22 protein-coding genes are annotated in these 24,988 nt (G+C 74.3%); 5 read left to right on the top strand and 17 right to left on the bottom strand.

Annotated elements, in window-relative coordinates; genetic code table 11:
* Window positions 1–19 precede the first annotated feature (19 nt).
* The 8 genes from G1H19_RS12030 to G1H19_RS11995 all read right to left on the bottom strand — a co-directional run bounded on the left by G1H19_RS12030 (window position 20) and on the right by G1H19_RS11995 (window position 8,591).
* A complete protein-coding gene (locus G1H19_RS12030; RefSeq protein WP_152731116.1) occupies window positions 20–892 on the bottom strand; it encodes a DUF4333 domain-containing protein in 873 nt (290 codons plus the stop codon).
* Window positions 893–1,019: 127 nt separating this feature from the next.
* Window positions 1,020–3,950, bottom strand: coding sequence for a DEAD/DEAH box helicase (locus G1H19_RS12025; RefSeq protein WP_152731115.1), 2,931 nt, complete (start codon window positions 3,948–3,950; stop codon window positions 1,020–1,022).
* A gap of 64 nt (window positions 3,951–4,014) precedes the next feature.
* Window positions 4,015–4,911, bottom strand: coding sequence for a diacylglycerol/lipid kinase family protein (locus tag G1H19_RS12020; protein WP_162392139.1), 897 nt, complete (start codon window positions 4,909–4,911; stop codon window positions 4,015–4,017).
* A 3-nt stretch (window positions 4,912–4,914) separates the two neighbouring features.
* On the bottom strand, window positions 4,915–5,835 hold the full coding sequence (gene tatC / locus G1H19_RS12015) for a twin-arginine translocase subunit TatC (protein ID WP_235927845.1): 921 nt from the start codon (window positions 5,833–5,835) through the stop codon (window positions 4,915–4,917).
* 33 nt (window positions 5,836–5,868) lie between these two features.
* Window positions 5,869–6,198 carry a Sec-independent protein translocase subunit TatA gene (gene tatA, locus G1H19_RS12010; protein WP_152731114.1) on the bottom strand — a complete coding sequence of 110 codons (330 nt, stop codon included), beginning with the start codon at window positions 6,196–6,198 and terminating at the stop codon, window positions 5,869–5,871.
* Window positions 6,199–6,339: 141 nt separating this feature from the next.
* Entirely contained in the window at window positions 6,340–6,585 is a 246-nt protein-coding gene (locus G1H19_RS12005) for a hypothetical protein (protein WP_162392140.1), read from the bottom strand.
* A 9-nt stretch (window positions 6,586–6,594) separates the two neighbouring features.
* Window positions 6,595–7,596: a helix-turn-helix transcriptional regulator gene (locus tag G1H19_RS12000; protein WP_202925707.1), complete on the bottom strand. Its 1,002-nt coding sequence runs from the start codon at window positions 7,594–7,596 to the stop codon at window positions 6,595–6,597.
* Window positions 7,593–8,591, bottom strand: a complete 999-nt coding sequence (locus G1H19_RS11995; RefSeq protein WP_162392141.1) for a helix-turn-helix transcriptional regulator — start codon at window positions 8,589–8,591, stop codon at window positions 7,593–7,595. The genes G1H19_RS12000 and G1H19_RS11995 overlap by 4 nt, the downstream gene beginning before the upstream one ends.
* Window positions 8,592–8,663: 72 nt before the next feature.
* Between G1H19_RS11995 and G1H19_RS11990 the strand changes: the two genes are divergently transcribed.
* On the top strand, window positions 8,664–9,764 hold the full coding sequence (locus G1H19_RS11990; RefSeq protein ID WP_202925708.1) for a DUF3866 family protein: 1,101 nt from the start codon (window positions 8,664–8,666) through the stop codon (window positions 9,762–9,764).
* 857 nt (window positions 9,765–10,621) lie between these two features.
* On the opposite strand, the gene G1H19_RS11985 is transcribed toward G1H19_RS11990, so the two are convergent.
* Both G1H19_RS11985 and pafA read right to left on the bottom strand, forming a co-directional pair.
* Window positions 10,622–11,704 carry a threonine aldolase family protein gene (locus G1H19_RS11985; RefSeq protein WP_162392142.1) on the bottom strand — a complete coding sequence of 361 codons (1,083 nt, stop codon included), beginning with the start codon at window positions 11,702–11,704 and terminating at the stop codon, window positions 10,622–10,624.
* Window positions 11,705–11,831: 127 nt separating this feature from the next.
* On the bottom strand, window positions 11,832–13,190 hold the full coding sequence (gene pafA, locus G1H19_RS11980; protein ID WP_162392143.1) for a Pup--protein ligase: 1,359 nt from the start codon (window positions 13,188–13,190) through the stop codon (window positions 11,832–11,834).
* An 84-nt stretch (window positions 13,191–13,274) separates the two neighbouring features.
* Between pafA and G1H19_RS11975 the strand changes: the two genes are divergently transcribed.
* Complete coding sequence (locus tag G1H19_RS11975) at window positions 13,275–13,826, top strand: GNAT family N-acetyltransferase (protein WP_162392144.1); 552 nt, start codon at window positions 13,275–13,277, stop codon at window positions 13,824–13,826.
* Between the two features lie 76 nt (window positions 13,827–13,902).
* A complete protein-coding gene (locus G1H19_RS11970; protein ID WP_162392145.1) occupies window positions 13,903–15,174 on the top strand; it encodes an FAD-binding domain-containing protein in 1,272 nt (423 codons plus the stop codon).
* A gap of 124 nt (window positions 15,175–15,298) precedes the next feature.
* On the opposite strand, the gene prcA is transcribed toward G1H19_RS11970, so the two are convergent.
* The 5 genes from prcA to dop all read right to left on the bottom strand — a co-directional run bounded on the left by prcA (window position 15,299) and on the right by dop (window position 19,722).
* Window positions 15,299–16,222, bottom strand: coding sequence for a proteasome subunit alpha (gene prcA, locus G1H19_RS11965; RefSeq protein ID WP_152731110.1), 924 nt, complete (start codon window positions 16,220–16,222; stop codon window positions 15,299–15,301).
* A 3-nt stretch (window positions 16,223–16,225) separates the two neighbouring features.
* Window positions 16,226–17,071: a proteasome subunit beta gene (prcB, locus tag G1H19_RS11960; RefSeq protein ID WP_162392146.1), complete on the bottom strand. Its 846-nt coding sequence runs from the start codon at window positions 17,069–17,071 to the stop codon at window positions 16,226–16,228.
* Between the two features lie 52 nt (window positions 17,072–17,123).
* Window positions 17,124–17,873, bottom strand: coding sequence for an endonuclease VII domain-containing protein (locus G1H19_RS11955; RefSeq protein ID WP_152731109.1), 750 nt, complete (start codon window positions 17,871–17,873; stop codon window positions 17,124–17,126).
* Window positions 17,874–17,903: 30 nt separating this feature from the next.
* On the bottom strand, window positions 17,904–18,113 hold the full coding sequence (locus tag G1H19_RS11950; protein ID WP_152731108.1) for a ubiquitin-like protein Pup: 210 nt from the start codon (window positions 18,111–18,113) through the stop codon (window positions 17,904–17,906).
* 103 nt (window positions 18,114–18,216) lie between these two features.
* Window positions 18,217–19,722: a depupylase/deamidase Dop gene (gene dop, locus G1H19_RS11945; RefSeq protein WP_152731107.1), complete on the bottom strand. Its 1,506-nt coding sequence runs from the start codon at window positions 19,720–19,722 to the stop codon at window positions 18,217–18,219.
* A gap of 50 nt (window positions 19,723–19,772) precedes the next feature.
* Between dop and G1H19_RS11940 the strand changes: the two genes are divergently transcribed.
* On the top strand, window positions 19,773–20,639 hold the full coding sequence (locus G1H19_RS11940; RefSeq protein ID WP_152731106.1) for a hypothetical protein: 867 nt from the start codon (window positions 19,773–19,775) through the stop codon (window positions 20,637–20,639).
* A 48-nt stretch (window positions 20,640–20,687) separates the two neighbouring features.
* Here G1H19_RS11940 and arc read toward each other — a convergent pair whose 3' ends face one another.
* Together arc and G1H19_RS11930 are read right to left on the bottom strand one after the other, a co-directional pair.
* Window positions 20,688–22,466 carry a proteasome ATPase gene (gene arc, locus G1H19_RS11935; RefSeq protein ID WP_152731105.1) on the bottom strand — a complete coding sequence of 593 codons (1,779 nt, stop codon included), beginning with the start codon at window positions 22,464–22,466 and terminating at the stop codon, window positions 20,688–20,690.
* 138 nt (window positions 22,467–22,604) lie between these two features.
* Window positions 22,605–23,702 carry a tRNA (adenine-N1)-methyltransferase gene (locus G1H19_RS11930; RefSeq protein ID WP_407647064.1) on the bottom strand — a complete coding sequence of 366 codons (1,098 nt, stop codon included), beginning with the start codon at window positions 23,700–23,702 and terminating at the stop codon, window positions 22,605–22,607.
* A gap of 86 nt (window positions 23,703–23,788) precedes the next feature.
* On the opposite strand from G1H19_RS11930, the gene G1H19_RS11925 reads away from it, so the two are divergent.
* Window positions 23,789–24,781, top strand: a complete 993-nt coding sequence (locus tag G1H19_RS11925; RefSeq protein ID WP_152731104.1) for a RecB family exonuclease — start codon at window positions 23,789–23,791, stop codon at window positions 24,779–24,781.
* Window positions 24,782–24,988: the final 207 nt, after the last annotated feature.

Raw genomic sequence — 24,988 nt, 5'->3', positions numbered from 1 at the left:
CGGGCGGTCGGGCGCCGGCTCAGCCCTCGGCCCAGGTGTAGTTGGCGTCGTCGTCGAGGACGGTGATCGTGATGGTGAGGTCCTCGCCGTCGTCGGTCTCGGCCTCGCAGTCGTAGGTCGCGCCCGCCTCGACCGCCATGTCGCTCGGGCAGTCCAGCTCGACGCCGACCCCCTCGCGCTCCTCGAACTGCGCGGCGACGTCGCGCTCGACGGAGCTGGCCCGCAGGGTCTGGCCGCCCAGCGTCTGGGCCAGCACGACAGCGAGCACGGCGAGCAGCACCACGACACCGATCCCGACCAGCAGCAGCGTGCGCTTCTTCCGGCTCCCGGGCTGCTCGGCGCCGGGCTGGCCGGGCCCGGGCTGGCCGTAGGGCTGCTGGCCGTAGCCGGGCTGGCCGTACGGCTGCTGGCCGTAGCCGGGCTGCCCGTACGGCTGCTGCCCGTACCCGGGCTGGCCGTAGGGCTGCTGCCCGTACCCGGGCTGCCCGTACGCCGGCTGCTGACCGTAGGGCTGCTGCCCGTAGCCGGGCTGGCCCTGCTGGTCGTACCGAGGCTGGCCCTGCTGGTCGTAGCCCTGCTGGCCGTACCCCGGCTGCCCGTAGGCGGGCTGGCCGTACGGGCCCGGCTGCTGACCCTGTCCGTACTGCGCCGCGCCCTGCTGACCCCCGTAGCCGGGCTGGCCGTACCCGGGCTCCCCGTACCCGGGCTGCTGGCCGTACTGCTGGCCGTAGCCGGGCTGCCCGTGCCGCCCGGCACCCTCGCCGCCGTCCGCCCCGGTGGAACGCTCGCCGTCCTGACCCGACCAGCCGGTCGACCCGGTCGGCTGCTGCCCCCACCCGGCGGGCGAGCTGCCTGTCGACGGCTGGTCGCCGTCCTGCGGCGGGTTGGTCATCGTCGCTCCTGTCCAGCTGTCGGCCGCCACCTGCGCACCACGGGCCCGGCGGCACCAGCCGCCGGGTGCTGCGATTGTCCACCACCGGGCCCGGCCCGCCAGCGCGCGACCGGGCGTGCCGCCGGGCTCAGCCGCTGACGGCGACCGCCACCACCCCGCGGCGCACCCGGCCGACCGCGGTGCGGGCGGTGCGTGCCACCGGGTCACCGGCGACCTTGGCCAGCTGGTCCAGCAGGTCGACCAGCTGCCGGGCCCAGCGCACGAAGTCACCCCCGGAGAGCTCCGTGCCGGCCTGCTCGGCCCCGGCGAGCACCCGGTCCAGCGACTGGCCGTCGGCCCACCGGTAGGCGGCCCAGACGAACCCCAGGTCGAGGTCCCGGGTCACCGGGACGCCGTGGTCGCGCTCGACGTCCTCCAGCCGCGACCGCACCTGCCGCATCTCGGCGATGGTGGCCGCCACCCGGCCCGACGGCACCGAGGGCTGGGACGCCGCGTCCCGGCGGGCCTCGAAGACCAGCGTGGACACGCAGGCCGCCAGCTCGACGGCGTTCAGCCCGGTGAACACCCCGGCCCGCAGGCACTCGGCGGTGAGCAGGTCGGTCTCGCTCCAGATCCGGGCGAGCCGCCGGCCGTCGTCGGTGACCACGGCGTCCTCCCCCGCCCTCGGGACGTCGGTGGGTGCCGGCCCCGCCGGGTGCTCGGCCGGGTGGTGCACGGTCCGCTGGGCCGCCTGCACCAGCGGCGGCGGGGTGGGCTCGGGAGCCGGCTCGGGAGCCAGGTAGCCCAGCTCCAGCAGCACGTCGCAGGTGCGGTCGAACTGGCGGGTGAGCGAGCCGGTGCGCTCGTCCATCTGCCGGTGCAGCCGCTCGGCCTCCCGCAGTGCGCGCAGCCAGCGCTCGGCGGTGCGCACCCGCTCCTCCCGGTCGGGCAGGGCGTGCACCGGGTGTGCCCGCACCGCGTGCCGCAGGTCGGTGAGCACCGGGTCGTCGGAGGCCCCCGAGCGCTGCCTGGTGCGCCGGGCCCCCAGGTCGTTCTCCACCCGGGCGTTGCGCAGGGTGGAGGCGAGGTCGCGCCGGGCGTGCGGGCTGCGGTGGTTGAACTGCTTGGGCACCCGCACCCGGGCGAGCGCGGTGACCGGCGTCGGGAAGTCCCCGGAGCCCAGCCGGCCGGCCCACTTGTCCTCGGTGAGCACCAGCGGCCGCGGGTCGGCCAGCTCGGTGATCCCCGGGTCGAGCACCACGGCCAGGCCCTGCCGGCGACCGGTGGGCACCCGGATCACGTCGCCGGTGCGCAGCGCGGCCAGCGCCTCCGCGGCCTCCAGCCGGCGCTTGGCCTGGGTGTCGCGGGACAGCTCCTTCTCCCGGTCGGAGATCTCCGCCCGCAGCCGGGCGTAGCCGGCCACGTCGCCGTGGTCGCTCTCCATCTGCGCGGCGAACCGGGCCGCCTCCGCCTCGTGCGCGGCGGCCGAGCGGGCCAGGCCCACCACCGAGCGGTCGGCCTGGAACTGGGCGAAGGAGGAGGCCAGCAGGTCCCGGGCGTGCGCCCGCCCGAAGGAACCCACCAGGTTCACGGCCATGTTGTAGCTGGGCCGGAACGACGACCGCAGCGGGTAGGTGCGGGTGCTGGCCAGCCCGGCCACGCTGGTCGGGTCGACCCCGGGCGCCCAGACGACGACGGCGTGCCCCTCGACGTCGATGCCGCGCCGCCCGGCCCGGCCGGTGAGCTGGGTGTACTCACCCGGCGTGACGTCGACGTGCGCCTCGCCGTTCCACTTGACCAGCCGTTCCAGCACCACCGTGCGGGCCGGCATGTTGATGCCCAGGGCGAGGGTCTCGGTGGCGAACACGGCCTTGACCAGGCCGCGGACGAAGCACTCCTCCACGGTCTCCTTGAACGCGGGCACCAGGCCGGCATGGTGCGCGGCCAGCCCGGCCAGCAGGCCCTCCCGCCACTCCCAAAACCCGAGGACGTCGAGGTCCTCCTCGGGCAGCGAGCCGGTGCGCCGGTCGATGATCTCGGCGATCTCCCGCCGCTCGCCCTCGTCGGTGAGCCGCAGCCCCGAGCGCAGGCACTGGTCGACGGCGGCGTCGCATCCCACCCGGCTGAACACGAAGGTGATCGCCGGCAGCAGCGCCGACCGGTCCAGGCGCTCGATGACGTCCGAGCGGGCCGGCGGAGTGTGCCGAGGCCGGTTGTGCCCCCCGCCCTGCCCCCGGAGCCCACCCGGCCCCCCGCCGCGGGCCCCTCCCCCGCCCCAGGTGTCCAGCCGCCGCTCGCGCTCGCGCACGTACCGCACCAGCTCCGGGTCGACCACGGCCGCGCCGCGCTCCCGCGTCGAAGCGCCACGCGGGGTGAGCTCCAGCTCGGCGGCGTGGGCGGCCGGGCGCAGCGCGAACAGGTCGAAGACCCGGTTGTCGACCAGCATGTGCTGCCACAGCGGGATCGGGCGCACCTCGCTGACCACCACCTCGGTGTCCCCGCGCACGGTGACCAGCCAGTCGGCGAACTCCTCGGCGTTGCTCACCGTCGCCGACAGCGAGACCAGCCGGACGTCGGAGGGCAGGTGGATGATCACCTCCTCCCAGACGGCGCCGCGGAACCGGTCGGCCAGGTAGTGCACCTCGTCCATGACCACGTAGCCGAGGTCGACCAGCGCCGGGGAGTCGGCGTAGAGCATGTTGCGCAGCACCTCGGTGGTCATCACCACCACGGGCGCCGAGCCGTTGATCGCGTTGTCCCCGGTGAGCAGGCCCACCCGCTCGGTGCCGTAGCGGTCGACGAGGTCGGTGTACTTCTGGTTGGACAGCGCCTTGATCGGCGTCGTGTAGAACGCCTTGCGGCCCTCGCTGAGCGCCTTGTGCACCGCGAACTCGCCGACCACGGTCTTGCCGGCACCGGTGGGCGCGCAGACCAGCACGCCGCTGCCCCGCTCCAGGGCCTCGCACGCCTCGACCTGGAACGGGTCGAGGGTGAACCCCAGCTCGGTGGTGAAGTCCGACAGGCTGGGGTGGGCGCCGCGGCGCCGCGCTGCCGCGTACCGCTCCGCGGGGCTGGACATGAGCCCCACGGTATGCCGTGCCGGGGACACCCGCGGGGCGGGTGCGGAGCTGCTGCTCAAGCCGTCATCGGCGGCCGGTGCCCACGACGGTCAGGGCGCCGGGCACGCACCGGTTGGTCACCGGCAGGGCGGCCACGGGCTCGCCGTCGGCGTACGTGCTGAGGCCCGCGCCGGCCAGCACCACCTCGCTGGCACGGAGCACCTGCACGGCCGGGTGCTGCACGTGGGTGCCGTCGGTGAGTCCCGGCCGGGCGCGCACCAGCTCGCGGCGCGACAGCGGCCCCACCACCGTCACGTCCAGCAGGCCGTCGGCGGGGTCGGCGTCCGGGCAGATCAGCATGCCTCCGCCGTAGCGGGCGGTGTTGCCCACCGCCACCAGCGTCACCTCCAGCTCGGTGCGCACGCCGTCCAGGGTGAGCACCAGGAACCGGGGGCGCAGGCCGGCCAGCTCGGCCAGCACCGCGACGTCGTAGCGGCACCGACCACGCGGCCAGCGCAGCCGGTTGGCGCGGTCGGTGACCGCGGAGTCGAAGCCGCAGCACAGCACCGTGGCCCACCAGCGCGTGCCGGCGCGGACGGCGTCGAGACGGCGGGTCCGGCCGGCCACCAGGTCCGCCGCGGCGGCCCGGGCCGCCGCCACCGGGTCGGTCGGCGTCGCCAGGGCGTGCGCCAGGTCGTTGCCGGAGCCGGCCGGCAGCACCGCCAGCGGGATGCCGGTGCCGGCCACGGCCTGCAGGCCGGCGTGCGCGGTGCCGTCCCCACCGAGGGTGAGCACGGCGCGGGCCCCGGCCCGCACCGCCGCCCGGGCCCCCTCCTCCGCCTGCTCCCGGCTGCCGGCCGGCACCCGGACCACGGCCAGCCCCGCCGCGGCCAGCGCGGTGTGCACGGCGCCCACGACCCGGGCGGCGGACCCCCGGCCCGCCGCCGGGTTGACGAGCAGCGCGACCTCACCGGCGGCCACGGGTCAGGTCGTGGGCTCGTCCAGCCCGGTGGGCCGGGTGTCCAGCGCGGACGGCCGGTCGTCCAGGCTGGAGGGACGGGCGTCCAGCGGGGACGCCGCGTCGTCGTCCAGGTCGGCGAAGGCGGCCAGCCCGTCCCGCTTGGCCCGCCGCTTGTCCACCACCCGGGCGATCTGGATGGCCACCTCGAACAGCACGCACATGGGCAGGGCCAGCAGCAGCATCGTGAACGGGTCCTGGGTGGGCGTGATGAACGCCGCGGCCACGATGGTGAGGAAGTAGATCCAGCGCCGCGACTTCGACAGCAGCTCGTGGGACAGGACGCCGACGAGGTTCAACGCCACCGCCAGCAGCGGCACCTCGAAGCTGATCCCGAAGGCCAGCAGGATCGAGATGACGAACCCGAGGTAGTCCTGCGCGGTGAGCGCGACGATCACGTCGTCGCCGGCCAGGTTGAGCAGCAGCTCCAGACCCGCGGACAGCGAGATGTAGGCCAGCGTGGCGCCCAGGGCGAACAGCGAGGACGACACCACGACGAAACCGACGCCGTAGCGCTTCTCGTTCTTCTTCAGCCCCGGGGTGACGAAGGCCCAGACCTGGTAGAGCCAGAAGGGTGCGGACACCACGACGCCGGCGATGAAGCTGATCTTCAGGCGGATCAGCGCGCCGCCGAACACGTCGGTGATGAGCAGCCCGCAGTCGCCGTTCGGCCCGACGAAGGCCTCGTCCAGGTTGCAGTACGGCGCTCGGATGAACTCGCCGAGCCCGTGCTCGTACCACCAGAAGCAGACCGCGGTGCCGATGCCGATGAAGAGCAGGGCGAACAGGATCCGGTTGCGCAGCTCCTTGATGTGCCCGATCAGGCTCATCGTGGCCGCCTCGTCGCGCGGCGGACGACGAGGCCTGCGCTCCCTGAGCTCCGTCACGACAGCTCTGTCACGACCGGTGCGACCCCGGGGTCAGCGGGTGCCGTCGACCGGGGTCGACGAGCGCGCGGCGTCCGCGCGGGCGCGGGCCTCGGCTGCACGGGCCTCGGCGGCGCGAGCCTCGGCCTCGTAGTCGGGGGTGGCCACCGGCTGGGCCGGGGACACGATCTGGCCGCGCACGGGCGTCGTGGCGGCGGCGTCCTTTGTGCTGACGTCGTCGTCCTTCATGCCCTTCATCTCGCCCTTGAAGATGCGCAGCGAGCGGCCCATCGAGCGGGAGGCCTCCGGCAGCTTCTTGTAGCCGAACAGCAGCATGATGGCGAGGATGATCAAGATGATCTCCGGCGCGCCGAGACTACCCATCAGTGTGCTCCAGTCGTCCCATCGGTGTGCTCCGCTCGCAGAGCGTTCGTCGCGACCATACGCGTCGAGACCTGCCCAGCGTTCGCTGCGAAGGGTGTTCCCGGACGTTCACCAGGGCCCTGCCAGCAGTTGCCCGGACGTTCACCGTCCGGCGCGGCCGACCTCGAGCACCGGGGGCATCGCAGCCGGCCTGTCGGCGGCCGCGCGCTGTGCGGCGGCGCGCTCCAGGGTGGCCTGCACCTCCGCGACCACGGGGGCGACGTCGGTGCGCAGCCCGTCGAGCTCGCGGGTCAGCCGGCCGAAGGCACCCAGCAGCGAGTACGCGAGCAGGCCGAGGACCAGCAGCCCGAGGAGCACCAGCACGACCACCACGATGAGCACGACCACGCACCGACCCTAGCCGCCGGCCGGGGCCCCGTCCTGCTCACCACCGGTTCGGTCGCCGTACCGGGCCAGGGCCGCCCGGGCGTCGGCGGCGACCTGCTCGGCGAGCGCGACCGGCTCGTCGATGACCGCGGCACCGCCCAGGGACGCCACCAGCCGGCGGGCCCACGCGGGGTCGGCGGTGCGCACCGTGACCGAGAGACCACCCGGCGGGTCATCGACCGGCTCGACCCGCTCGACCGGGTAGTAGTCAGCCACCCACCGGGCGGTCCGGGCCAGCCGCAGCCGCACCACCGGCGCGGCCGCGTCGGGCTGGTAGACACCGGCCTGCACGTCGCGCTCCTCGGCCTGCGGCGGCGGGGCGGCCGGCTCGTCGAGGACGACGACGTCGTCCACCCGGTCCAGCCGGAACAGCCGCACCCCCTCGGCTCCGCGGCACCAGGCCTCCAGGTACCAGTGCCCGTCGACGAGCAGCAGCCGCATCGGGTCGACGCTGCGCTCGGTGCGCTCGTCCCGGGTGGGCACGTAGTAGTGCAGGTGCAGGGCGCGGTGCCGCTCCAGCCCGTCCCGGACCACGGACAGGGCCTGCTCCCGGGCGTCGACGCTGACCGCGACGGCGGCGACCCGGTCGGCCGGCTGACCGGTGGCCGCCGACACCTTGGCCAGCGCGCGGCTCACCGCCTCGCCCTCGGCCAGGCCGGGCAGCTCCAGCAGCGTGCGCAGCGCGACGATCAGCGCGACCGCCTCGTCGGTGGTCAGCCGCAGCGGGCGCACCAGGCCGGCGGTGAAGGTCACCCGCACCCGGTCGCCCTCGAAGGAGAGGTCGACCAGGTCCCCCGGCCCGTGCCCGGGGAGCCCGCACACCCACAACAGGTCCAGGTCACGACGCAGCTGGGCCTCGGTGGTGCCGAAGTCCCGGGCCGCCTCGGCCAGCCGGACGCCGTCCGGGCGGGCCTGCAGGTAGGGCACCAGGGCCAGCAGCCGCACCATCCGGTCGGCGGTGGGCGCGCTCACCGGGCGTCCCCCGGGACCGAGCCGCCGGGCGCCATGCCGGCCAGCCGGGTCAGCCGCTCGACCACACCCTGCCGCGCCTCGGCCGGCGCCTCCACGAGCACGTCGGGACCGTAGGCCGCCAGCTCGTCGACCAGCGCGGTCAGGTCGGTGGTGCGCAGCTGCAGCCGGTCGTCACCGTCGGCGGTCGTGCCGACGACGGTGGCGCGCCGCCGCAGGCCCACGGCGGCACCGGGGCGGGCCGCGACCAGCACCAGCTGCTCCTCGCCGTCGACCTGGCCGGCGACGACGGCGGCGAGGTCGAGGTCCGCGGGTGGCTCGAAGGCGCCGGCCGGGCCGCTGGCCCGCGGGGAGCCGGTGACCCGGGACAGCCGGAACACCCGGGGGGCGTGCCGGTCCAGGTCGTGGCCCACCAGGTACCAGCGGCCGTGCCAGGCGACGACGCCCCACGGCTGCACGTGGCGGCGCACGGGCTGGTCCTCGTCGGGGCGGGCGTAGTCGAAGGACAGCTCGCGGCGATCGCGGGCGGCGACGTAGCAGGGCTCGAAGGCCGGTTCCCCGGCGTCCAGCCGCGGCTGCAGCGGCAACGCCCGGCCGACGTCGACCTCCACGCCGGCGGCCCGCAGCTTGACCAGCGCGCCCTGCGCGGCCCCGGCCAGCTGCGCGGACTGCCACAGCCGCAGCGCCAGGCCCACGGCCGCGGCCTCCTCACCGGTCAGGGTGATCTCGGGCAGCTCGTAGTCGGTGCGCGCGATCCGGTAGCCGTCCTCGGTGTCGAAGAAGCTGTTCCGCCCGGTCTCCAGCGGCACACCGATCTCGCGCAGCTCGGCCTTGTCCCGCTCGAACATCCGCTTGAACGCCTCGTCGGCGCGCGCCGTGCCGTCCTCGGCCTCGTAACCGGGCACCGTCGCCCGGATCCGCGCCGCCGACACGTACTGCCGGGTGCCGAGGAGGGCGAAGACCAGGTTCACCAGCCGTTCCGCTCGCTTGGCCGACACGGTGAGCAGGCTAGCCGCCCGCTGTGGCGGGGCGCCTCGGGGAAGGACCGGCGCTGCCTCTAGCCTGCGGCGGTGGCGGCTTCAGGGGGAACGGGACACCGGGTGCGCTGGCGGCGGGGCCGGGTCACGGCGACCGGCCGGACGTGGGGCGACGCCCTCGAGCTGACCGTCGAGGTGCCGCAGGACGGGGCGGTGCGCGCCCTGGCACACCCGTCGGTCGTGGGCACCCCGCAGGTCGGCGACGAGGTGCTGCTGAACACCACGGCCTGGGCGCAGCGGCTGGGCACCGGCGGCTACGCGCTGGTCGTCGCCGTGCCCGACCGGCTGCCGCCGGACCCCGAGGTGGCCGGGCACCTGGTCAAGGCCCGCTACACCGGCCTGCAGGTGACCGTGCAGGGCGTGGACGAGCAGGACACCCCGCACCACCGCACCATCGCCGACGCCGACGACGTCGACGGCATGCCGGTCGTCGTCGCAGACCTGCACTCGGCGCTGCCGGCCGTGCTGGCCGGCGTGCACGCCGAGTCCCGCGAGCTGCGGGTCGCCTACGTGATGACCGACGGCGGTGCCCTGCCAGCGGCGTTCTCCCGCACCCTGGACGCGCTCGCGGGCACCTTGGCCGGGGTGGTGACGACCGGGCAGGCCTTCGGCGGTGACCTGGAGGCGGTCAGCGTGCACACCGGGCTGCTGGCCGCCCGGCACGTGCTGCACGCCGACGTCACCGTGGTCACCCAGGGGCCGGGCAACCTGGGCACCGGGACGCCGTGGGGGTTCTCCGGCGTGGCCGCCGGCGACGCCTGCAACGCGGTCACCGTGCTCGGCGGACTGCCGGTGGGCGCGCTGCGCATCTCCGACGCCGACCCGCGGCCGCGGCACCGCGGTGTCTCCCACCACTCCCTCACCGCCTTCGGCCGGGTCGCGCTCGGCGGGGTCACCCTGGTGGCCCCGCTGGGCCTCTCCCCCGAGCTCGCCGGCCAGGTCGAGGAGGACCTCGCCGGGCAGCCCGAGCGCAACCCCGTCGTCTGGGTGGACACCCAGGGTCTGGACGACGCTCTGGCGGCGAGTCCGGTGACGTTGTCGACCATGGGACGTGGGCTGGCCGAGGAGCGGGCGTACTTCCTGGCCGCGGCTGCGGCCGGTCGGTACGCGGCCAGGAGCGTCCGCCCCGCGTGATCGGCGCGGGTCTTCCTTTCGCTTGTCGTCGAATTTGTTCGGGATAACGGTCGAATGAGGGTGGTCCTGCCGGACCCCCGTCCGCTCTCGGGCCCGGTCCACGTGATGGTCCGCAGCGGCCGGGTCGCCATGGCGGGTCCCCAGGGGCGGACTGGGTGGTCCGGACTGGGTGGTCCGGACTGGGTGGTCCGGACTGGGTGGTCCGGACTTGGTGGTCCGGACTGGGTGGTCCGGGCCGGCTGACCTCGCGTCTCGCGGTCGGCGGTGCGGCGACATCGCCCCGAGCCCCGCTCCGACGTCGCGGCTCCGAGGCCGCACTCCCCCGCGGCGTCGGGCCCCAGCTGCGTTTCCCGCACGGCGTCGGGGTCAGCTGCCGACCGCACTCCCCGTGGCGTCAGGCGGCGAGTTGCCCGCCGCACTCCTCCACTCGGCGGGCAAGAGCTCGACGAGTCCTCCCGCCCGGCGGGCAGTGCGTGCCAGCGCGCCCCGGCATCCACGGCATCCACGGCATCCACGGCGACATCACCCCTCGATGCGGGCGCCGGCCAGCTCATCACCCCGCGCCAACGCCCCCGCCGAGCGCAGGGGCAGCAGAACTGACACCCCGAGGTGACACGACCGCCGGACCCACACCGTGCGCCGGTCGCGCCGAGGTCGTCGTCCGCCGCGACCCGCGGCGCGCGACGGGCTCCCGCGCTGTCGCTGCTGTTCGTCGTGCCGTTGCGGGTGCGCGTTCATTGTTGGGGATAACGGTCAACTGGCGACGTGATCGTGCGAGTGCACCTGGTCGACACGACGAGCCCCGCCGGTGCACCGTCCCCGTCGACGAGGGCCCAGCCGCTCGGAGCGAGGACCGCTCAGCCGGCGGCGGCCACCGGGCCGGCGAGCCGGCCGAGCACGTGGGCGACGTCCGCGGCGTCCCAGGCAACGGTCGCCCGCCCTACGGACAGCTCCACGAGCACCACGCCGGGGTCGGCAGTGGGCCGCGCCTCCGGCCACACCCAGACACCGTCCTCGGTGGCCAGCCGCTCGGCGGCGGCCCGGTAGTCGGCCACGGAGGTGCGCAGCAGCAGGTGCATCATCGGCGTCTGGGGCACCGCCGGCACGACGGTCACGCCGTCCACCGCCTGCAGGGCCGCCGCGATCCGGACGGCGGCCGCCTGCCGTGCGGGCATCTCCGCCAGCCGTTCGGGCAGCAGGGCCAGGGCCGAGGCGGCCAGCGGCCACAGGCCGTGCAGGGTCCCGCCCAGCCGGCGTCGCCACTCCCGCACCTGGGCGACATCACCGGTCGACCCGGCCAGGCAGCACCCGGGCAGCGCGCCGATGCCCTTGTAGAAGGAGACGTAGACGGTGTCGAACAGGGCCGCCAGGTCCGCCGGGTCGCGCCCGTACCCCGCCGCGGCCTCCCACAGCCGCGCGCCGTCGCAGTGCACCGCCGCGCCGCGGCCACGCGCGTGGGCCACCAGGGCCTGCAGCTCCGCCCAGTCGGGCAGCTGACCGCCGATCTCCCGCTGCGGCAGCTCGACCAGCAGCGCGGCGTAGGGCTCGGCCACCGCCGCCAGGTCGGTCAGGGTCATCAGCCGGTCGGCGGCGCCGACCCGGCGACCGGTCAGCCGGTGCAGCTGCGCGTGTGCCTGCAGCTCGTAGAGCTCCAGGTGGCAGGTGGGGTGCCACAGCACCGTGCGGCTGGTGCGGGCGTCGGCGTGCACCCGCAGCGCGGCGCCTTGGGCCATCGTGCCGCTGGGCAGGAAGACGGCGGCCTCGGTGCCCAGCAGATCCGCCACCCGGGTCTCCAGCTCGGCGACCACTCCCCCGTCGCCGTAGACGTCGGCCACCGTCTCGGAGTCCAGCGCCGCCAGGTGCCGGGCCGGTGACACGGGTCCGTCCCCGACCAGGAACCGGGTGCAGGCATCACGACGCTGCCGGGTCTGCTCGTCCACGGCAGCATCCTGCCCACCCGGCTCGACCGACCCGCGCGTCGGGTGGCCCGCCGGATCGGGCCCCCCGGGCGGGCGGCGGCAGCGCTGCACCAGGTCCGCCGGACCCCCGCGGGGCCCGGCACGGATGTCACATGCTGGCGATGAGCTTGTCGACCCGCTCGTCGACGGCCTTGAAGGGGTCCTTGCACAGCACGGTGCGCTGGGCCTGGTCGTTGAGCTTCAGGTGCACCCAGTCGACGGTGAAGTCGCGGCGCTTCTCCTGGGCCTTGCGGATGAACTCCCCGCGCAGCTTGGCCCGGGTGGTCTGCGGCGGCACGTTCTTCGCCTCGAACACCAGCGGGTCGGTGGCCACCCGCTCGACCTGGCCGGCCCGCTCCAGCAGGTAGTACAGCCCCCGCTTGCGGCTGATGTCGTGGTAGGCCAGGTCCAGCTGGGCGACCCGGGGGCTGGACAGCGGCAGGTCGCGCTTGGCGCGGTACCGCTCGATCAGCTGGTACTTGATCGCCCAGTCGATCTCCCGGTCGATCAGGCTGAGGTCCTGGGTGTCGACGGCCTTGAGCACGCGACCCCACAGCTCCAGCATCTGCCGGTGCACCGGGCCCAGGCCCTCGCGGTCTACGAACTCGGCTGCCCGGTCGTGGTACTCGGTCTGGATCTCCAGCGCCGACATCTCCCGGCCGTTGGCCAGGCGCACCTTGCGCCGTCCGGTCATGTCGTGGCTGATCTCGCGGATCGCCCGGATCGGGTTCTCCAGCGTCATGTCCCGCAGGACGACACCGGCCTCGATCATCTGCAGCACGAGGTCGGTCATCGCCACCTTGAGCAGCGTCGTCGTCTCGCTCATGTTGGAGTCGCCGACGATCACGTGCAGGCGGCGGTAGCGCTCGGCGTCGGCGTGCGGCTCGTCCCGGGTGTTGATGATCGGCCGGGAGCGGGTGGTGGCCGAGGAGACGCCCTCCCAGATGTGCTCGGCGCGCTGGCTCACGCAGTAGACCGCACCGCGCGGGGTCTGCAGCACCTTCCCCGCACCGACGACGACCTGCCGGCTGACCAGGAACGGGATGAGCACGTCGGCCAGCCTCGCGAACTCGCCGTGCCGGCTGACCAGGTAGTTCTCGTGGCAGCCGTAGCTGTTGCCGGCGGAGTCGGTGTTGTTCTTGAACAGGTAGATGTCGCCGCTGACACCCTCCTCGTTCAGCCGCTGCTCGGCGTCGACGAGCAGGCCCTCGAGGATGCGCTCACCGGCCTTGTCGTGCACGACCAGCTCGGTGAGGTCGTCGCACTCGGCGGTGGCGTACTCGGGGTGGCTGCCGACGTCGAGGTAGAGCCGGGAGCCGTTGCGCAGGAACACGTTCGAGCTGCGCCCCCAGGACACCACCCGGCGGAACAGGTAGCGCGCGACCTCGTCCGGGGACAGCCGACGCTGCCCCTTGAAGGTGCACGTGACGCCGTACTCGGTCTCGATGCCGAAGATCCGTCGCTCCACGACCCGAGCCTAGGCGTACCCGCCCGGGAAGGCTCGTGTCCCGTTCCGGGAGCCCACGCCCGGGACGCACGAGCAGGATGAGGCGTGCTCACCCTGACCCTGGCGCACACCGCCGATCTGGACGTCGCCGCCCTCCGGGCGGTGCGGGCCCTGCTGGACGACGTCTTCGACGGCGCGTTCGGCGACGACGACTGGGACCACGCCCGGGGCGGTGTGCACGTGCTGCTCACCGGGGACAACGGCCTGGTCACCGGGGACGACGGGCTGGTCGGGCACGCGGCCGTCGTCGCGCGGCGGCTGCTGCACGCGGGACGGGCGCTGCGCACCGGGTACGTGGAGGGCGTGGCCGTGCACCGGTCGCACCGCCGGCGCGGCCACGGCGGCACGCTGATGGCCGCGGCGGAGCGGGTGGTGCGCGGCGGCTACGACCTGGGTGCGCTGAGCGCATCGGCCGAGGCGCTGGCGTTCTACCGCGGCCGCGGCTGGCTGCCCTGGACCGGCCCGGCGTCGGCGCTGACCCCGGACGGGGTGCGGCCCACCCCGGACGAGGACTCGCTGCACGTGCTCCCGGTCGGCGTACCGGTGGACCCGGCCGGGGAGCTCACCTGCGACTGGCGCGACGGCGACCTCTGGTGAGGCCCGGCGGCCGCGGCGCCCGGCACGACGGCGCCGAGCCGCCGGACTGTCGGAGCCGGCAGGGACAGTGGTGGACGTGCCCCTGCTCCCTGCTCCCCCCTCCCCTGCCGACGGCGCCTCCACCGACGGCGCCTCCACCGACGACGTCACCAGCTGGGTCGCCGCCCACCTGGGCGACCTCACCCGGGAGGGACCGGACGGCGTGGCTGCCGGGGCGTTCCGCGGCGGCCAGGCCGCTGCGGACGCGGCCCTGGCCGCGCTGGACGTCACCGGGTACGCCCGCGACCGCAGCACGGTGCTGCCGGTGCACCGGCGCGGCGCGAGCCGGATGTCGCCCTACATCCGGCACGGCCTGCTCTCCCTGCCCGACGTCTGGGCCGCGGTGGCCGACGCACCGGCCCGGGACCGCGGGAAGTACCGGGACGAGCTGCTCTGGCAGGAGTTCGCCCGGCACCTGTACGCGCGGGTCGGCCGGGAGCTGGGCCAGGACCTGCAGCGGGCGCAGCGGGCACCGGCGCCCACCGGCCGCGGTCCGTGGGCCGGTGACCCGTGGCCGGAGTCGATGAACTGCACCGCCACGGTGGTCGAGGAGCTGCACACCGACGGCTGGCTGGTGAACCAGACCCGCATGTGGCTGGCCTCCCAGTGGGGCGTGCGGGCCGGGGCGGACTGGCGGGTCGGGGAGTCGGAGATGTACGCCCACCTGCTGGACGGTTCCCGGGCGGCCAACCGGCTGGGCTGGCAGTGGACCGTCGGCACCGGCAGCGGCAAGGCCTACGGGTTCAGCCGGTGGCAGGTGGAGAAGCGGGCACCGGAGCTGTGCCGGGGGTGCGCCCTGGCCCGCGCCTGCCCGATCGAGGCGTGGCCGGACTCCGACCTGGGCCGCGCGGTGCCCGGCCCCGACCTGGGCCGGGCACCGGTGCCGGCCGGCCCGGAGACGGTCGAGGGCCCGGGTGGCGCGGAGCTGGTGTGGCTGACCGCCGAGTCCCTCGGCACCGGCGACCCCGCCCTGGCCGCCGACGACGACCGGCCCGCGGTGTTCGTGTTCGACGAGCCCCTGCTGCGCCGGCTGCGGCTGTCGGGCAAGCGGCTGGTGTTCCTGGCCGAGACCCTCGGCGAGCTGGCGGCGCAGCGGCCGGTCGAGGTGCGCCGCGGGGTGGTCGCCGAGGAGCTGGCCGGCCGCCCGCTCGCCGCCACCTGGACGCCGGTGCCGGGCTGGTCGCGGATCGCGGCGCACCTCGCGCCGGTGGAGCTGCACCCGTGGCGGTGGCTGGTGCGGCCCGGCACCACCTCGGTGCGCTCGTTCAGCGCCTGGCGGCGGGACAGCGGCCGCGCGGTGCCGCGCTGACCTGTCCATCGTGAGCCAGTGCCCCGCGGGCGTCGGACCCGCTCCCCCGGCACCGCCGACCCCGGTCCCGCGGACGCCGACGCCCGCCGGCCGGGGTGGCGGGCGGGCGTCGGGGCCGGACCGGTCAGCTGCTGGCGTCGTCCTCGGCGTGCGGGTCGGCGCCGTCGGTGCCGCCGCCCACCCCGTCGTCCACCGGCGGGGTGGCCGCCGCGCCGGCCGGACCGCCGGCGGTGTCGACGGCTGCGGGGTCGCCGAGGCCCGGCGGCGTGCCGGGCTCGGGGTGGCTGGGCGCGTGCGTGCCGGTGGGCGCGGCGTCGTCCAGGGCCGGCTCGGCGTCACCCGGGGCGAGGAGCGTGCGCAGGGCGGCACCGGTGATCCGCCGGAAGGCCCGCTTGGGGCGCTTGCGGTCCAGCACCGCCACCTCGAGCTGCTCGGCGGGCAGCTGGTCGTGCCCGCCGCCGTTGGCCGAGGTCGCCGAGCTGACCGTGGACAGCGCCGCCACCCCGACGGCGAGCGCCGCGGTGAGCGACATGCCCCGCTGGAAGGTGGCCTTGAGACTGCTGGCGACGGCGTCGGCCTGCCCGCCCATCACCACGAAGTCGGGCTCGTCGACGACCGAGCCGTCGAAGGTCAGCCGGTACAGCTGGTCGCGGTCGGCGGTGGGGCCGACTTCGGCCACGCACAGCTCGACCTCGAAGGGCTTCATCTGCTCGGTGAAGATCGAGCCGAGGGTCTGGGCGTAGGCGTTGGCGATGACCCGGCCGGTGACGTCGCGGCGGTTGTAGCTGTAGCCGCGCATGTCGGCCAGCCGGACGCCGGCGACCCGCAGGCTCTCGAACTCGGAGTACCGGCCGACCGCGGCGAACCCGATCTTGTCGTAGATCTCGCCCATCTTGTGCAGGGTCGAGCTGGGGTTCTCGGCGATGAACAGCACGCCGTCGGCGTAGGTGAGCACGGCGACGCTGCGGCCGCGGGAGATGCCCTTGCGGGCGTACTCCGAGCGGTCGCGCATGACCTGCTCGGCGGAGGCGTAGTAGGGCATCGTCATGGCTCAGGCCTCCCGAGCGGCGTCGGTGGTGCGGGCGCCGATGATCGAGCCGGCGATCTCGGCCACCTCGGTGTCCGGCAGCTTCACCGCACCCTCGGCGTCGACCCGGTAGAGGATCGGGTACAGGCGGCGGACGGTGTCCGGGCCGCCGGTGGCGGAGTCGTCGTCGGCGGCGTCGTAGAGCGCCTCGACGATGGTGCGGGTGGCCTCGGCGGCTCTCATGCCGGGCCGCCAGGTCTTCTTCAGCGAGCTCTTGGCGAACAGCGATCCGGAGCCGATGGCCGAGTAGCCGCGCTCCTCGTAGTTGCCGCCGGTGACGTCGTAGCTGAAGATCCGCCCCGGGCTGGTGCCCTCGACGGCATCGAGGTCGTACCCAGCGAACAGCGGGACGACGGCCAGGCCCTGCATCGCGGTGCCGAGGTTGCCGCGGACCATCGTGGCCAGCCGGTTGGCCTTGCCGTCCAGGCTCATCGTGACGCCCTCGATCTTCTCGTAGTGCTCCAGCTCGACCTGGTAGAGCCGGATCATCTCGATGCCCAGGCCTGCGGTGCCGGCGATGCCGATGACCGACCAGGAGTCGGCGGCGTAGACCTTCTCGATGTCCCGGGAGGCGATGAGGTTGCCCATGGTCGCCCGCCGGTCACCGCCCATCAGCACGCCGCCGTCGTAGCTGACCGCGACGATGGTGGTGGCGTGCGGGCTGAGGTCCGCCGCGGCCACCGCCGGGAGACTGCGCCGGCCGGGCAGCAGGTCGGGTGCGGTGGCGCCGAGGAACTCGGTGAACGAGGACCCCACCCTGTCCAGGTACGCGGGGCTGAACCCGCTCCGACCGGTTGCCGACTCGCTCACGCGCCCGCCTCTCTCACCTGCGACCCGCGGTGGGTCGATCCCGTCACCGACCCTACCGGCGGGGCACGAGCCACTCCGGTGGGCCGCTGGCCGCAGGCGGACGGTCCACGGCCGCGCGGAACTCGTCGAGCAGCCAGAGCACCCTGCGGTGCACCAGCTCGGCGGTCGACCCGGACGCTGGTCCGCTGGTGGCCTCGGTCGGCTCCCCGGCGCCACGGAGAGCGTGCTCCTCGACGTACGTCGCGGCGCGCCTGAGGACGTCCGGGGCGTCCTTGAACTGCCCCAACCCGCCGTTGCAGCCGAAGCAGAGGAGTTCCCGCACACGGCCGGTCTCGTGGTCGTGGTCGACGTGAGCCGCCGGCGCAGTGCGACAGATGGCACAGCGACCGTCCTGCTGGGCCGACATGGCGTCCGCCTCCTCCGCTGTGATCCCGTACCGACGGGTCAGGTGGTAGGTGCGGCTGCCGCCGACTGCCTCACGACTGCGCTTGCCGCGCTCGTTGTGACAGGGCAGGCAGTAGGTCGCGCGCCCACTGGACGATGCCCGCGTCCGAGGGAAGGCATCCAGGCGTTTCACGCTGCCGCAGTCGGGGCACCACTTGTGGCCCTCCGGGACGACCGTGCCCTGCGGGGCGAACCGATGAGTCCTCGGCTTGACCCGGCGGGCTTCCCGACTCTTCAGCGACCTCTCGGCGAGATGCTGGCGGCAGTAGAAGGCCAGCCCATCGCGAGATCGCTTGTTCACGGAGAAGTCGGCGACGGGTCGGTGGTACCCGCAGTCACGACAGAACTTGGTGTCCATGTTCGTTCGTTCCGACCAAGATGATCTTGTTCACTCCCCCCCTTTTTGTACGTAGGCACGCACGAACTCCTCGGCATTGGACTCGAGCACCTCGTCGATCTCGTCCAGGATCGAGTCGACGTCCTCGCTCATCTCGGCGCGGCGCTCGGCGCCCTCGGTGTCGACGGAGGCCTCGACCTCGTCGGTCTCCTCGCGCGAGCGCGTGGCCTTCTGCTGTCCGCCTGTGTCCCTGGTTGCCATCTCACCCTCCGGTGGTCGACTGCTCTGGGATGGTGCCGCGTGCTGGGGCTGAAACTACCCCCGACCTGTGACGGTCCCACGTCATCGGCCGCGCTCGGCCGGCTCAGCCGCCGGTGATGGTGTCGACCAGCTCCTGCGCCGTGGGTGAGTCCTCGAACAGCGCGCCCACGTGCTCGCGGGTGCCCCGCAGCGGCTCCATGGTCGGGATGCGCACCAGGTTCTCCCGGCCCAGGTCGAACACCACCGAGTCCCAGGACGCCGCGGCCACCGCGGTCGGGTACCGGCGCAGGCACTCGCCGCGGAAGTAGGCGCGGGTGTCGGTCGGTGGGTGCGTCATCGCGTGCGTGACCTCCTCGTCGGTGAGCAGGCGCTGCATCGAGCCGCGCGCCACCAGCCGGTGGTAGAGCCCCTTGTCCGGGCGCACGTCGGAGTACTGCAGGTCGACCAGCTGCAGCCGCGCGTCACCCCACTCCAGGCCGTCGCGCTTGCGGTAGCCCTGCAGCAGCCGCAGCTTGGCCGGCCAGTCCAGCCGGTCGGCCAGCCGCATCGGGTCGACCTCCAGGTCGTCGAGCACCTCGGCCCAGCGGCGCAGCACGTCGTGGGTCTGCTCGTCGCTGTCCCCGGTGTCGGCGACGAACCGCTGCGCCTGCGCCAGGTACTCGCGCTGCACCTCGATGGCGGTCAGCCGGCGCCCGTCGCGCAGCCGCACCCGGTGGGTGAGCGTCGCGTCGTGGCTGATCGCCTGCAGCGCCTCGACCGAGTCCTCGATGGTCAGGTCCTGGCGCAGCGCCTTCGCCTCGATCATCGCCAGCACAAGCGACGTCGTCCCGACCTTGAGGTAGGTGGAGAGCTCGGCGAGGTTGGCGTCGCCGATGATCACGTGCAGCCGGCGGTACTTGTCGGCGTCGGCGTGCGGCTCGTCGCGGGTGTTGATGATCGGGCGCTTCAGCGTGGTCTCCAGGCCGACCTCGACCTCGAAGAAGTCCGCCCGCTGCGACAGCTGGAAGCCGTGCGTGCGGCCGTCGACGCCGATGCCCACCCGGCCGGCACCGGTGACCACCTGGCGGGTGACGAAGAACGGGATCAGCCCGCGCACGATGTCCAGGAACGGCGTCCGGCGGTCCATCAGGTAGTTCTCGTGGGCCCCGTAGGACTGGCCCTTGTTGTCGGTGTTGTTCTTGTAGAGCTGGATGGGCTGGGTGCCCGGCACCTGCGCCGCCCGCCGGGACGCCTCGGCCATCACCTTCTCCCCCGCCTTGTCCCACAGCACGATGTCGCGGGGGCTGGTGACCTCGGGCGTGGAGTACTCGGGGTGCGCGTGGTCGACGTAGAGCCGGGCGCCGTTGGTGAGGATGACGTTGGCCATCCCGGCGTCCTCGTCGCGCTCGGTGTGGTCCAGCGCGTTCGCCGGGGAGAGGTCGAAGCCGCGGGCGTCGCGCAGCGGCGACTCCTCCTCGTAGTCCCAGCGGGGCCGCCGGCGGCTCGGGGCGTCGGCCACCGCCCAGGCGTTCACCACCTGGCTGGACAGCGTCGTCGGGTTCGCCCCCGGCTGCCCGGGCACCGAGATGCCGTACTCCAACTCGGTCCCCATGACCCGCCGCACGCTCATGGGCCAACCCTAGGCGGCGGCCCGGACACCCCGGCCGACACCATGGGCAGGTGCACACCCCACCCCCACCCGGGCTCCTGCTGGACGTCGACGGGCCGCTGGCCAGCCCGGTCACCCGCTCCCTGTCCGCACCCGGCCTGGTCGCCGACCTGGTGACGCTGCTGGCCGCCGGGGTGCCGGTGGTGCTCAACACCGGCCGGTCCGCCGACTTCGTCGCCGAGCAGGTCGTCGCGCCGCTGCTGGCCGCGGGGCTGCCGGCCGGCGCACGGCTGCACGCGGTGTGCGAGAAGGGCGCCGTCTGGGCCACCGCCGGCCCGGGCGGGCTCGGCCCGGTGCACGTCGACCCGGGGCTGGCCGTGCCCGCGGTGGGCACCGCCGTCGTCACGGCGCTGCTGGACGGCGAGTACGGCGGCGTCGGCTTCCTCGACCGCAGCAAGCGCTCCATGGTGACCGTGGAGGCACGCACCGACCTGGAGCCGGGCGCCTTCACCGTCGCGCAGCCGTTCCTGTGCCGGGACCTGCTGGCCGGGCTGCGCGAGGCCGGGCTGGGCGTGCGGCTGGACGAGGCGGACCACCCGGACGCCGAGGGCCGCGTGCCGTGGCGGATCGACCCCTCGGTGATCGCGACCGACGTCGAGTCCACCCGCACCGGCAAGGACCTCGGGGCCCGGCGCGCCCTGGAGCTGCTGGCCGCCGACGGGGACCTGCCCACCCGGTGGCACACGATGGGCGACTCGGCCACCGACTACGCGATGGCCGACCAGCTGCACGCCCTCGGCCACGACGTGGTGCACGTGGACGTGCGACCGGCCGGGACGCCGGCGGAGCGGCCGTACCGGGTGCACACGCTGCCCGGACTGGTCGACGACGCGGCCGGTGCTGCCCACCTGCGGACCCTGGTCGAGCAGCTGACCTGACCGCCCACCGGCCCCCGGTCCCGGCGAGCCGGGACCGGGACGCGACTGCTAGAGGTACTGCCCGGTGTTCGACGCGGTGTCGATGGCCCGGCCGCTCTCGCTGCCCTTGCCGCTGATCAGGGTGCGGATGTAGACGATCCGCTCGCCCTTCTTGCCCGAGATCCGCGCCCAGTCGTCGGGGTTGGTCGTGTTCGGGAGGTCCTCGTTCTCCTTGAACTCGTCCACGCAGGCCGCCATCAGGTGACCCACCCGCAGGCCGCCGACACCGGTCTCCAGACGGTCCTTGATGGCCATCTTCTTCGCCCGGTCGACGATGTTCTGCAGCATGGCGCCGGAGTTGAAGTCCTTGAAGTACAGGACCTCCTTGTCACCGTTGGCGTAGGTCACCTCGAGGAAGCGGTTCTCCTCGGTCTCGGTGTACATCCGCTCGACGGTGCTCTGGATCATCCCGGCGATGGTGGCCTCGCGGCTGCCGCCGTGCACCGCCAGGTCGTCGGCGTTGATCGGCAGCGTCGTCGTCAGGTACTTGCTGAAGATGTCCCGGGCGGCCTCGGCGTCCGGGCGCTCGATCTTGATCTTCACGTCGAGCCGGCCGGGACGCAGGATGGCCGGGTCGATCATGTCCTCCCGGTTGGAGGCACCGATCACGATGACGTTCTCCAGGCCCTCGACGCCGTCGATCTCGCTGAGCAGCTGCGGCACGATCGTGGACTCCACGTCGGAGGACACGCCCGAGCCACGGGTGCGGAAGATCGAGTCCATCTCGTCGAAGAACACGATGACCGGGGTGCCCTCGCTGGCCTTCTCCCGGGCACGCTGGAACACCAGGCGGATGTGCCGCTCGGTCTCCCCGACGTACTTGTTGAGCAGCTCGGGGCCCTTGATGTTGAGGAAGAACGACTTGCCCTGGCTGGTGTCGGCGTCGCCCCGCAGGGCGGCGACCTTCTTGGCCAGCGAGTTGGCAACGGCCTTGGCGATCAGCGTCTTCCCGCACCCGGGCGGGCCGTACAGCAGGATGCCCTTGGGCGGGCGCAGCTCGTACTCGCGGAACAGGTCGGCATGCAGGAACGGCAGCTCCACGGCGTCCCGGATCTGCTCGATCTGCCGGGAGAGCCCACCGATGTCCTCGTAGTCGATGTCCGGCACCTCCTCGAGGACCAGCTCCTCGACCTCGCTCTTGGGGATCCGCTCGTAGACGTAGCCCGAGCGGGTCTCCAGCAGCAGCGAGTCACCGCTGCGCAGCGGCTGGTCGGTGAGGGAGTCGGCGAGGAAGACCACGCGCTCCTCGTCGGTGTGCCCGATGACCAGGCCCCGGCGCGGGATGCCCTCGACCGGCTCCAGCAGCTCCTTGAGCATCACGACGTCGCCGGTGCGCTCGAACCCGCGCGCCTGGACGACGTTCATCGCCTCGTTGAGCATGACCTCCTGGCCGTGCCGCAGCTCGGCGACCTCCACCGACGGGGACACCGAGACGCGCATCTTGCGGCCGGCGGTGAAGACGTCGACCGTGTCGTCCTCGTGGCGCACCAGGAACACGCCGTAGCCGGACGGCGGCTGCCCGAGGCGCTCGACCTCCTCCTTGAGCGTGACCAGCTGGTCGCGGGCGTCGCGCAGCGTGCCGGCGAGCTTGTCGTTGCGCTCGGACAGGAACGCGGCCCGCCCCTCCGCCTCGGCGATCCGCTCCTCCAGCGCGCGCACCTGGCGCGGGCTGTCGGCGACCTTCCGCCGCAGCAGACCGATCTCCTCCTCGAGGTAGGAGATCTGGCTGACCAGGGAGGCGACGTCACGTTCCCGCCGCGCCCGCGTCTCTTCCGGGTCCAGGCCCATCGCGTACCTCCGCACACTCGGTGGTGCCAGGACGTCACTCTAACCACGCCCGCCGACGCCGCGTCGGATCGTCCCGCCGCTGTGCTGCCCGTCACGTACACCCGCCGCACGAGCCCAACGGCACCGGCGGGCGGTGCCTCAGACGGGCTTGCGGCGCCGCTGCCGGACCGGTGCCACGGTGCCCTCGGCGAGCCGCCGGGCAGTCACCAGGAAGGCGGTGTGCGCCACCATCCGGTGCTCCGGGCGCACCGCCAGACCGACCGCGTGCCAGGGCCGCATGAGCGACTCCCAGGAGTACGGCTCGGTCCACACGCCCTGCTCGCGCAGCGCCTCCACGTACACCGACAGCTGGGTGGTGGTGGCCACGTAGCCGACCAGCACCCCGCCCGGGCGCAGGGCCGCCGCGACGGTGGGCAGCACCGCCCACGGCTCGAGCATGTCCAGCACCACCCGGTCGACGGTCTCCTCCGCGGGGTGCTCGGCGAGATCGCCCAGCCGCAGCGACCAGTTCTCCGGCACGGTGCCCAGGAACGCCTCGACGTTGCCGCGGGCGATGTCGGCGAAGTCCTCGCGCCGCTCGTAGCTGGTCAGCGTGCCGGTGGTGCCGACGGCCCGCAGCAGCGAGCAGGCCAGCGCACCGGAGCCCACCCCGGCCTCCAGCACCCGCATGCCCGGGCCGATGTCGCCGAAGCCGACGATCTGGGCGGCGTCCTTGGGGTAGATGACCTGGGCGCCGCGCGGCATGGAGAGCACGAAGTCGGCCAGCAGCGGCCGCAGCGCCAGGTAGCCGGTGTTCGCCGTGGACAGCACCACCGACCCCTCCGGGGCCCCGATCAGGTCGTCGTGGGCGATCGCCCCACGGTGGGTGTGGAACTCCTTGCCCGGCACCAGGACGACGGTGTGCAGCCGGCCCTTGGGGTCGGTCAGCTGCACCCGGTCGCCGGCGACGAAGGCGCCGTCGACCGGCTCCCCGGACCGGGCCGGCAGCCCCAGCGGCAGCTCCGCGGGGGGCTCGTCGGCCCCGGCGTCGGCGGGCTGTCCGGCGGGGTCCACCGGCTGTGCGGACGGCTCGCCGCCGGAGGGCTCCGGGACGGCGGTCGCGTCCGGGCCGGCGTCCACCACGGCGGGGTCGTCCACGGCGGGGACGTCTGGCGCGGCGTCGTCCACAGCAGGGAAGTCGAGAGGGAGGGTGGGCGCAGGGCTCACGTCGTCGGTCGGGTGCAGCTGGTCGTCCACGGGGGTCGAGCCTACGGACGACGCCCCGGCGGCCCCTCCGGCGCGCAGCGGCGGGACTGTCGGAGGGGGGCCCTAGCCTCGGGTGCATGACGGCGACGACCCTGGCTGCCGACCCCGCCCACTCCGCCGCGCCTGCCGCGAGCGGGCCCACCCGGCCCTCCGACGGGCACCCGGCCGACACGCGCACGGCCGCCGCCGACACCGCGCCCCGGCGGCCCTCGCTGTCGCCGTCGCGGGCGGCGGACTTCAAGAGCTGCCCGCTTCTGTACCGGTTCCGCACCATCGACCGGCTGCCGGAGAAGAGGTCGCGGGCCGCGGTGCGCGGCACCCTGGTGCACGCGGTGCTGGAGAAGCTGTACGACCTGCCGCCGGCGCAGCGCACCGTGGCCGCCGCGCGCGAGCTGATCGGGCCGGCGTGGGCGGAGCTGCGCCAGGAGGAGGGCGTCGCCGAGCTGTTCGCCGGCTCCCCGGAGCCCGCCGGCTCCCCCGCGCCCGCTGCCGCCGGTGCCGGCGAGCTCGAGTCCTGGCTGGCCTCGGCGGGCACGCTGCTGGAGACCTACTTCCGCCTGGAGGACCCGACCCGGATCCAGCCCGCCGGCCGCGAGGAGCTGGTCGAGGTCACGCTGCCCGACGGGCTGCGGCTGCGCGGCTACGTCGACCGGCTCGACGTCGCCCCCACCGGCGCCCTGCGGGTCGTCGACTACAAGACCGGTGGCGTGCCGCGGGAGGCCTTCGAGGCCGCCGCGCTGTTCCAGATGAAGTTCTACGCACTCGTGCTGTGGCGCACCCGCGGCGTGGTCGCGGCGCAGCTGAAGCTGCTCTACCTCAAGGACGGCGACGCGCTCACCTACGCCCCGGACGAGGCCGAGCTGCTGCGCTTCGAGCGCACCCTGCAGGCGATCTGGTCGGCCATCGAGCGGGCGGTGTCCACCGGGGACTTCCGGCCCAGCCCCGGCCGGCTGTGCAGCTGGTGCGACCACCAGGCGTTCTGCCCCTCCTTCGGCGGCACTCCCCCGCCGTTCCCCGCCGAGGCCGCAGCGGCCGCGGGCTGGCGCACCACCCTGGCCGTGGTCAGCTGACCGACCCCGTCGCCTGCCACGGCCGGGCAGTCCCGCGTTCCCCGGCCGAGCGCTAGCGCCGACCGGGCGGGCTGTCCGCGGGGCGGTCTCGGCCGGGAGGCGCCGGGCGTGGCCTGCGGAGGCCGCGTGCGCCGGCGGACCCCCTACCGGGGAGCCAGGGCAGGACGGTCCCCCAGGGTGACGCCACGAGGTCACCTGCCGCCCTAG

The sequence above is a fragment of the Goekera deserti genome, assembly GCF_010685995.1.
GTDB lineage: Bacteria > Actinomycetota > Actinomycetes > Mycobacteriales > Geodermatophilaceae > Goekera > Goekera deserti.
This window is presented reverse-complemented; position numbering and strand designations above follow the sequence as displayed.